This is a genomic window from Polaromonas sp., assembly GCF_036676035.1.
Classification (GTDB): domain Bacteria; phylum Pseudomonadota; class Gammaproteobacteria; order Burkholderiales; family Burkholderiaceae_C; genus Polaromonas.
The window spans coordinates 1-5,843 of record NZ_JAKFDR010000061.1 but is presented as its reverse complement, the minus strand read 5'-3'; the positions used below and the strand labels follow the sequence as shown (position 1 = coordinate 5,843).

Genomic DNA, 5,843 nt, shown 5'->3' with positions numbered 1-5,843 from the left:
GCGCTGGACGCGATGGTCGCCAAGGTCATGAGCCGCGACGGCATGGCGGTCAACCACCTGACCACCCGGATGAATGCCTTGGTCAGCAAGAAGCTGGACGACCGCTCCAACCCGCTGGGCCCGGCCGCGCTTTGCGGGTTCTTCCTGGATGCCTGTGGCAGTCTGGGGGTGGAGATCAAGGTCAAGCTGATCATTCTCAAGCTGTTCGAAAAATATGTGTTGGCCGACCTCGATCAGCTCTACGCCGAGGCCAACCAGGCCCTGGTCGGGGCCGGTGTGTTGCCGGAATTGAAGTCGGCGCCGGCGCGGCGCAACCCAGGCCGCACTACAGCGGCGCGGGGCGCGCGCGAGTCAGCCGCGGGGCAGGGCGGCAGCGGCAGCGCGTATGCCGACGAAGGCGTGCAGGAAGTGTTCGGTGCCCTGCAGGAGCTGCTTTCGCAGGCGCGCGGCACCGCCATACCGCGGCGCGAGATGCCGGCCAATGCCTTGCCTATCTCCAGTCACGACTTGATGCGTTTGCTGTCCCACATGCAGCAACGGGCTCCCATCCAGGTGAGCGATGACTTCGACCTGCGCGAACAACTCGAACTGCTGCTCGGTCGCGCCAGTGCCAAGAGCGGCAAGGCCCGGGTGGTCGGCGAGGTGGACGAGGATGTGATCAACCTGGTGTCGATGCTGTTCGAGTTCATTCTCGATGACCGCGTCTTGCCGGACTCGTTGAAGGCCCTGATCGGTCGCTTGCAGATCCCCATGCTCAAGGTCGCGGTGCTGGATAAGACCTTCTTCAGCCGCGGCAGCCACCCCGCGCGGCGCCTGCTCAACGAAATCGCCTCCGCCGCCCTGGGCTGGGGTGAGCAGGACGACACGCAACGCGACAGCCTGTACCTGAAGATCGAGCAGGTGGTGCAGCGGTTGCTCAACGACTTCGTCGACGATCCGGTGATTTTCTCCGAGTTGCTGGCGGATTTTCTCGCCTATACCGGCAATGAGCGGCGGCGCAGCGAATTGCTCGAACAGCGGACCCGCGACGCCGAGGAAGGCAGCGCCAGGGCCGAGCTGGCGCGCCGTCAGGTCGAGTTGGCGCTGAATGAGCGGCTGTTGGGCAAGAAACTGCCCGAGGTGGTGGTGCGCTTGCTGCAGGAAGCGTGGAGCAAGGTATTGATGCTCACCTGCCTCAAGCATGGCGTGGACTCGCCGGCTTGGCAGGCCGCGTTGGCGACCATGGACGACCTGGTCTGGAGCGTGGCGCCGCACGAGGATCCGGAGGCGCGGCTGCGTCTGCTCGAACTGGTGCCGGGGCTGCTCAAGGCCTTGCGCGAAGGCATGGCCAGCGCCGCCTTCGACCCGTTCTCCACCGGCGAATTCTTCAGCCGCGGCAGCCACCCGGCGCGGCGCCTGCTCAACGAAATCGCCTCCGCCGCCCTGGGCTGGGGCGAGCAGGACGACACGCAACGCGACAGCCTGTACCTGAAGATCGAGCAGGTGGTGCAGCGTTTGCTCAACGACTTCGTCGACGACCCGGTGATTTTCTCCGAGTTGCTGGCGGATTTTCTCGCCTATACCGGCAATGAGCGGCGGCGCAGCGAATTGCTCGAACAGCGGACCCGCGACGCCGAGGAAGGCAGCGCCAAGGCCGAGCTGGCACGGCGGCAGGTCGAGCTGGCACTGAATGAGCGGCTGTTGGGCAAGAAACTGCCCGAGGTGGTGGTGCGCCTGCTGCAGGAGGCGTGGAGCAAGGTGTTGATGCTCACCTGCCTCAAGCATGGTGTGGACTCGCCCGCATGGCAGGCTGCCTTGGCGACCATGGACGACCTGGTCTGGAGCGTGGAGCCCCACGAGGACCCGGAGGCGCGGGCGCGCCTGCTCGAACTGGTGCCGGGGCTGCTCAAGGCCTTGCGCGAAGGCATGGCCAGCGCCGCCTTCGACCCGTTCTCCACCGGTGAATTTTTCAGCCAGCTGGAAACCTTGCACGTGCAGGCCTTCCATCGCTTCAGGCGCGCCATGCCCGAGGCGTCGCAAGATGACGACGAGACGCTGGCGCCCGATGGCGACGATCAGCCGCGGGCAGCCTCGGCCGAGTCGGGAATCGAACTGCCGTTGCTGGAGCTGGGGCCAGCCGAAGAGGCGGATGAGCCGGCGATGGTCGAGGTGGTCGAAGAGATCATCCTGCTGGCGCCCGGTCAAAGCCGTGCGGTGGAGCAGGAAGTCAGCCTGCCGGATGACGATGAAAGCCTGGAGCTGGTGGACAACCTGCGGGTGGGCAGCTGGGTCGAGTTCCAGGAGGACGAGGAGCACAAGCTGCGCTGCAAGCTGGCGGCGGTGATCAAGCCGACCGGCAAGTTCATCTTCGTCAACCGCACCGGCATGAAGGTCCTGGAGAAAACCCGCATGGGCCTGGCCGTGGAGTTTCGGCGCAATGCCATCCGCCTGCTCGACGATGCGCTGCTGTTCGACCGCGCGCTGGAGTCGGTGATCGGCAACCTGCGCAAGCTCAAGGGCGCCTGATAGCGCCCGTCATCCTAGCCCTAGTGGCGCGCATGCCCGCGATCTGCGCTCTGAGGGGCAATTTGGCGGCCATGGGACTGGGCGTCCCCGCCGCTCCTACGGGTTTTGCGTTGGCCGAGCGGTACTCGGCACACCGCAATTCCGCCCCCTCTCCCTCCCAGGGAGAGGGTTGGGGTGAGGGTGCGATGGCAATCCCCCCTGGCAGCCCGCGAAGCGGTAGCAAGTAGGCAGTCGAAGCCCCGTCCTTTTGCGCTCTGTAGGACCAACGCTTGGCCCTGCTGCCCGGCTGCTCTAGAGTGAGGGCTCGTTCGAGGAGCCTTTATGCAGCTGGATCCCAGCAGTGGTTGGTGTCATGGCATACGCCACTGCCCTTCGCCCAATTTCAATGCGCGCCCGCAGGGCGAGATTTCCCTGCTGGTGATCCATAACATCAGCCTGCCGCCGGGCCAGTTCGGTACCGGCAAGGTGCAGGCGTTCTTCCAGAATCGCCTGGTGGCGGACGAACATCCCTACTTTGCCGGGATCGCGACGTTGCAGGTGTCGGCGCATTTCCTGATCGAGCGTGACGGCGCGATCACCCAGTTTGTCTCCTGTAATGAGCGCGCCTGGCATGCCGGGCAGTCCAGCTTCGGCGGGCGGGAGAACTGCAACGACTTTTCCCTGGGTATCGAGCTGGAGGGCACCGACGAGCAGCCCTTCGCCGACGTGCAATATGCCGCATTGGTGGCGCTGACGCGCGTGTTGCAAAGGGCCTATCCGGCGCTCACCCTGGAGCGCATATGCGGGCACAGCGACATTGCGCCGACACGCAAGACGGACCCTGGCCCGGCTTTCGACTGGTCCCGTTTGCGCGCGGCACTCATGGATAAAAAGGAGTAGTTATGAGTTTCCTGGTGTTGTTACTGGTGCTCTGGGTAGAAAAGTTCTCGTCCTGGCGCAGCAATATCCAGCAGGACGGTCCCTGGTTGCGCCTGCTGGCCAAGGCCGAGCGGCAAGCGGACTTCATCGAGAGCCCCTGGCTGGCGATCATGCTGCTGGTGGTTCTGCCGCTGGTGGTCCTGGCGTTGCTGCTGGCCCTGCTCGAGCCGTTGGCGTATGGCTGGCTGGCCTTGCCGGTACACCTGTTGGTGCTGATCTACAGCCTGGGGCGTGGCGACTTGCAGGCGGCGCTCGGGCCGTTTCGCGACAGTTGGCGACGCAGCGACAGCGAGGCCGCGTACCTGGTGGCGCGGCGCGATCTGGCCCTGGAGGCAGAGGAAGAGGGCGCGCTGCTGCAAAGCGTCCAGGGCTACCTGGTGTGGCAGGCCTATCAGAGTTTCTTCGCGGTGATCTTCTGGTACGCGCTGCTCGGGCCGTTGGCGGCGCTGGCCTATCGGCTGCTGGCCCTGCTCGCCGAACATACCGAGCAGGCGGCCTTTCGCGAGCGCGCGGTGTCGTTGCGGCATGCCTTCGACTGGCTGCCGGTGCGGGTGCTGGCGGCGAGTTTCGCCCTGGTCGGCAATTTCGTCGCGGTCAACCGGGCGCTGCTGCACGAGTTGCTGAGCTGGGATATTTCCGCGGCGCAGCTGGTGATCAACGTCGGTCGGGCGGCCAGCGAAACGCCGGAGCCGGTGATCGGCGAAGCCGGGGTCAGCAGCCTGGATGCCCTGTGGCAGTTGCTGGTGCGCGCCGCGGTGCTCTGGTACGCCGTGTTCGCCCTGTGGACGTTGTTCCTCTGAGTCCTCGGCCGGCTGCCTGCTTGGCCGAATGTCGTCAGGGTTCGACCTGAGCGCGCTGTGCGCGCCAATAGCTGTGCTTCAGTGCGATGCGCTGGTGCGCGCGGTGGACCCAACTGAGCCTCCTTCTGCGGCATGCGGCATGCGGCATGCGGCTTCGCTGTGCGCCTGGCTTGGCGATGATCGGCACCCGGGTCGATGCCACGACTCGGGGATTTGCGCGTGCTTAACCTTAAGTTACAGAGCGCAGGGTCGATAACGGGTATATAGGACGCCGTGCTTGGGCGTTTTGTGCGGCTGCTCACATGAATCCGCCTGTCTGCACCATTTTGATTCGGGCACCACAGGTCGGGCTGCAAGGGACGCAACGACTGCCGTCGGGATTTCCGCGTCGCCGACCTTGTCACGCAACATCACAATAATGAGAACGGGAGACGTCCTGTGAAGACCGTGCTGTATCCGGCCATCGCGCTAATGAACCGCCTCAGCTTCGGCATGAAGTTCAGTTTGATCAGTGTGCTGTTCTTTCTGCCCATGCTGGTCACCAACTTCTATCTGGTACGCGACTCCTACCGCCAGTTCGTCAGTACCCGAGCGGCTCTGGAGAGCCTCGATCTGCTCGGCGATGCGCTGTCGCTGCGGCGTGAGCTGGAAAGCTTCGCCGACCTGGTGCAGATCAACGAGATGGTCGGCCAATCCGGTCAGGCGGGCGATCTCTCCAGCCGTATCGCGCAGCAGCACAGCGCGCTGGACGGCGCCTTGCGGGCGCTGATGCCGGTCTCGGGAGAGGCCGAGCAGATCGCCGAATTCAATACCAAGCGCGACGAGATGATTGGCGGCTTGCAGGCGCTGCAGCAGGAAACCTCGCTGCGGGGCAAGACCGCGATGGCCAAGAAGCTGCTGGGCAATTCGCAGGTGTTCATCAAGCTGGTCGCCAGCCAGGCCGGGTTGAGCCAGGATCGCCAGCATGAAGTGCGCCAGATGACCGAGTTGGTCACCGTGGTGACGCCGCTGATGACGGCGCCGTTGAGCGAGGGACGGGCGATCGGTTCCTACTCCCTGGGCCAGGGCTTTCTCAACTCGGCGGCCAGCACCCAGTTCGACGAACTGCTGCTGGAGCTGGAGAAACTGCATGCCGAGTACGGTCTGACCCTGCAAGACGCGTTGAACAGCAGTCTGGCGGCGCGTGCGGCGCTGGAAAGCCTGGCCGCGGCCAGCCAGGCGACCCTGAAAGACAGCGCTCTGTTGTTCGAGGACCAGGTGGTGGTCGCCGACACCCTGGACGCCCCGTGGCCGGAGTTCTTCGAGCAGGTCAGCGCGGTGATGGGCAGGACCTATGCGTTCAACGACGCGGTGCTGGCTTTCCTCGGCCAGCAATTGCAGGCGCGCCTGCAGGAGAACCGCGGGCAGATGGTGTTGCTGGTGGCGGCGCTGGTGCTGGTGTTCCTGCTGATCGGCTATCTCTACGGCGGCTTCTATGTGTCGACCCGCACCACCCTGAAGAGCCTCGGCCAGGTCATGGACCAGGTCGCGGCGGGCGATATGACCGTCAGCTTCAAAGCGCAGAGCCGGGACGAGCTGGGCGAGCTGGGCCAGGTGTTCAACGCGACCGTGAAGAAGGTC

The 5,843-nt window shown here is 64.8% G+C and carries 4 protein-coding genes; all 4 read left to right on the top strand.

Annotation, left to right across the window (positions count from 1 at the left end; genetic code table 11):
* Positions 1 to 2,505: DUF1631 domain-containing protein (locus tag V6M61_RS10365; protein WP_332776494.1), on the top strand; the 2,505-nt coding region annotated here is incomplete at its 5' end.
* A 321-nt stretch (positions 2,506 to 2,826) separates the two neighbouring features.
* On the top strand, positions 2,827 to 3,384 hold the full coding sequence (gene ampD / locus V6M61_RS10360; RefSeq protein WP_332776493.1) for a 1,6-anhydro-N-acetylmuramyl-L-alanine amidase AmpD: 558 nt from the start codon (positions 2,827 to 2,829) through the stop codon (positions 3,382 to 3,384).
* A gap of 2 nt (positions 3,385 to 3,386) precedes the next feature.
* Positions 3,387 to 4,223: a regulatory signaling modulator protein AmpE gene (gene ampE / locus V6M61_RS10355; RefSeq protein ID WP_332776492.1), complete on the top strand. Its 837-nt coding sequence runs from the start codon at positions 3,387 to 3,389 to the stop codon at positions 4,221 to 4,223.
* Between the two features lie 438 nt (positions 4,224 to 4,661).
* Positions 4,662 to 5,843, top strand: a 1,182-nt coding sequence (locus V6M61_RS10350) for a HAMP domain-containing protein (protein ID WP_332776491.1), incomplete at its 3' end; no start/stop codon positions are given.

Excerpts from the sequence above, each read along its gene's own strand:
- ampE (WP_332776492.1), top strand. The coding sequence starts at position 3,387 with ATGAGTTTCCTGGTGTTGTTACTGGTGCTCTGGGTAGAAAAGTTCTCG.
- ampD (WP_332776493.1), top strand. The coding sequence starts at position 2,827 with ATGCAGCTGGATCCCAGCAGTGGTTGGTGTCATGGCATACGCCACTGC.